At 70.1% G+C, this 2,938-nt stretch carries 4 protein-coding genes and 1 pseudogene; 2 read left to right on the top strand and 3 right to left on the bottom strand.

Annotated elements, in window-relative coordinates; translation table 11 throughout:
* Positions 1-487: 487 nt before the first annotated feature.
* The 3 genes from AB0C59_RS34755 to AB0C59_RS34745 form a co-directional block, all read right to left on the bottom strand.
* Positions 488-919, bottom strand: coding sequence for a DUF2267 domain-containing protein (locus tag AB0C59_RS34755; RefSeq protein ID WP_363011854.1), 432 nt, complete (start codon positions 917-919; stop codon positions 488-490).
* A 67-nt stretch (positions 920-986) separates the two neighbouring features.
* Positions 987-1,382, bottom strand: coding sequence for a DUF2267 domain-containing protein (locus tag AB0C59_RS34750; protein WP_363011852.1), 396 nt, complete (start codon positions 1,380-1,382; stop codon positions 987-989).
* 105 nt (positions 1,383-1,487) lie between these two features.
* Positions 1,488-1,919: an Hsp20/alpha crystallin family protein gene (locus AB0C59_RS34745; RefSeq protein WP_363011850.1), complete on the bottom strand. Its 432-nt coding sequence runs from the start codon at positions 1,917-1,919 to the stop codon at positions 1,488-1,490.
* 127 nt (positions 1,920-2,046) lie between these two features.
* Between AB0C59_RS34745 and AB0C59_RS34740 the strand changes: the two genes are divergently transcribed.
* On the top strand, positions 2,047-2,721 hold the full coding sequence (locus tag AB0C59_RS34740) for a type III effector protein (RefSeq protein WP_363011848.1): 675 nt from the start codon (positions 2,047-2,049) through the stop codon (positions 2,719-2,721).
* Positions 2,722-2,832: 111 nt separating this feature from the next.
* Positions 2,833-2,938, top strand: a pseudogene (locus tag AB0C59_RS34735) (hemerythrin domain-containing protein); the annotation flags it as partial.

Below are 2,938 nucleotides of genomic sequence, written 5' to 3'. Positions count from 1 at the left end.
ATCCACGGACGGGACTCCCTCTTCCCCACGGATGGCCTAACGAGTAGCCCAGCTGACAGTCACGCCATCACACCACTTCTGTTAGGACCTTTAAGGGAAAAGGGTTCCGGCAACAGAGACCGCCCGGAGGACTGTTCAAGCCGTGCCGCCCCTTCCGGGGTGACGGGGCATGTGAAGAGTACGGCGAAGGGCGGTTGGGAGGGTGCGGTCCGGGCGCGGCGGGTGGCGTCCTGGTTGGGGTGCTCGGGGCACGGACGACGAAGCGCTGAGCACCGGCCAGTAGCAGCTCGAACGCGTCGTGGGGCTTCGGTGTCTTGGTCGAGGTCCTGGATCCACAGCCCACGAGCTGCCCTTGCCGTCACACCGCCTGGCGGGCTGATGGCTCAGCCGGGCGGTTCGGCCTCCCTGTCGGGGCGATGACGGCTGGCTCGACCACGCTGGCACGAGCGGTTCAGCATCTGGTCGTCCCGAGCTCGCGTGTCGCCGTCTATGCGGCGGGGGTGAGTTCGGCGCGGCCGAACAGGAGCGCGTAGCCGGAGGGGAGTTGACGCAGGATGCGGGTCAGGAGGGCGGGGCCGGCGTGCGCGGCGATGACGTGGAAGACGGAGCCGACGTCCCAGCGGGTGGTGGCCGGGGAGGTGCCGTTGCGGGTGGCGAGGTCGTGGACGAAGGCGAAGCCGGTCAGCGGCTGGGGGTCGGGTATCTGCTGGGTGAGGATGCGTGCGGCTTCGAGGGGGAGGCGGGCGGCGAGTTCGACGCGTTCGTCGCCGGTCAGCTGGCGTCCCAGGCCTGACAGGACGAGGCGGACGGCTTCCTCGGCCTTTTCACGGGTGGGGTAGGCGCCGTCGTAGCGGACTTTCTCCAGCAGCTGCTCGTACGCCCTGCCGTGGGGCTGCTGGGGTGCGCTCTGGTCGGGCATCACTGCGGTGGTTGCCTTTCTGTCACCAGGGTCGTGGTGGGCCGCTGTGCGGCCACCGGGGATGGTTTTAGGTGGGTTGGGGGCGGCCGAAGAGGAGGTCGTAGCCCGCGGGAAGCTGGAGCAGGACCTCTGTCAGGAGGTCCTCCCCCACGGTGTCGGCGACGGTGGACAGGACGGCGCTGACGTCCCAGGCCGCGGTCCGTTCCGTCGCGCCCTCGATCCATGCTGCCGTCGCCCGCACGAACCGCTCCGCCGACAGCGGCTCGGCGCTCTGGAGCGGGTTGAGCAGGATCAGAGCGAACTCTTCCGGCAGACGCGCCGCCACCCGCGCGCGTACCTCGCCGACCAGGTGCGCGCCGAGCAGGGCGAGCACCACGCGGGCAGCGCGCTCGGCCTCCTGCACGGTGTCGTACGCGCCGCGTTCCTTCACATGGTCGAGGAACGCTTCCCATCGCACAGTCACGTCGGCCGCCTCCCCTGTTGTCTCGGTCTGCGGGGCGCGGAGGACGGGCGAGGGGGAGATCAGGTCGCCCGTCCTCCGCCGCTGTTCAGTCGAGGTCCGTCCGGCTCAGAGGGAGATCTGCTTGCGGCCGGATCCGACGCCGACGGTGATCTTGCGGGGCTTGGCGCGCTCGGCGATCGGGATGCGCAGGGTGAGTACGCCCGCGTCGTAGTCGGCCTGGATCTGCTCGGTGTCCAGCGTGTCGGCGAGCACGATCTGGCGGGAGAAGACGCCCAGCGGCCGCTCGGAGAGCTCCATCTTCACGTCGTCCGCCTTGGCCGCGGGGCGGCGCTCGGCCCTGACCGTCAGCATGTTCCGCTCGACGTCGATGTCGATCGCGTCCGCGCTGACACCGGGAAGATCGAAGGCCACCACGTACTCGTCGCCCTCACGGTAGGCGTCCATGGGCATCGCGGCCGGCCGGGTCCAGGTACCCGGCCCCGTCAGCTGCTGTGCCAGCCGGTCGAGCTCACGGAAGGGGTCGGTGCGCATCAACATGGGAAAACACCTCCAGGAAGTTCAGGCAGTTGCTGCCAATGCGCTTCGCTGAATCCGTTGTAGCATGTCATCCATCGGATGACAAGCAGCGTGTCACCCAATGGATGACACTTGAGGGAGGTGCCCCATGGCCCCAGGCGACCAGTCGTCATCGTCCAGCGCCGACACACAGGACCCGGCGTCGTTCCTGGCCGCCGCGGCAGCCCTGCACGCCATAGACGACGCCCTGCACGCAGCTCGGCGCGACGCCCCCGGCACCGCCACGGCTCCGGCCGGCGACGTCGGCCCGCAACAGGCCCTGGCTTCGCTGCTGCTGCTGCGGCAGGTACGCGAGCAGCTCGCCGGCTGGGAGACCGGCCTGATCGAAACCGCCCGCCAGGCAGGAGCCAGCTGGGCCGACCTCGCCCACCCCCTCGGCGTCGCCAGCCGCCAGGCCGCGGAACGCCGCTACCTCCGCGGCCGCCCCGGACCCGCAGGAACCACCGGCGAACAACGAGTCCAGGCCACCCGCGAACACCGCGCCGCCGGCCGCGCCACCGCCGCATGGGCACGCCACAACGCAGCCGACCTGCGCCGCATCGCCGGCCAGATCACCGCCCTCACCGACCTGCCCCACACAGCCCGCCCCCCGCTCGACCGACTCCACGCAGCCCTCGCCCACGACGACCCCACCGAACTCATCCACCCCCTCCACGCCACCCGTCCCCACCTCACCACCACACACCCCGACCTCGCCGCCCGACTCGACGACCTGACCAACTCCGCCCCATCAGGCACCACGCATACGCCCCCCACCGGGTGAGGCAGGAGGAGCACGGCCAGGTGGGGCACCGACGTCGGACAGCCATGAACGCGGCTAGCGAGGGTAAGGGGTAGTGATCCTCAGCGCTTCACATGAAAGTGGTGACCAGCCATGGCCGAGACCAAGGACGTCGTCGAACTCATCCTCCAGGACCACCGGCGTATGGAGGACCTGTTCCACCTGATGCGCAGTGTCGAAGCCGACCGCGCCGCCGCGC

It is taken from the genome of Streptomyces sp. NPDC048664, from assembly GCF_040650555.1.
Taxonomy (GTDB): Bacteria; Actinomycetota; Actinomycetes; order Streptomycetales; family Streptomycetaceae; genus Streptomyces.
Note: the sequence above shows the minus strand (reverse complement) of the source record. Positions and strands in the feature narration are given on the sequence as shown.

Bases quoted from the DNA above. Each gene is read 5' to 3' on its own strand.
- AB0C59_RS34755 (WP_363011854.1), bottom strand. From the start codon at position 919: ATGCCCGACCAGAGCGCACCCCAGCAGCCCCACGGCAGGGCGTACGAG.
- AB0C59_RS34745 (WP_363011850.1), bottom strand. From the start codon at position 1,919: ATGTTGATGCGCACCGACCCCTTCCGTGAGCTCGACCGGCTGGCACAG.
- AB0C59_RS34740 (WP_363011848.1), top strand. From the start codon at position 2,047: ATGGCCCCAGGCGACCAGTCGTCATCGTCCAGCGCCGACACACAGGAC.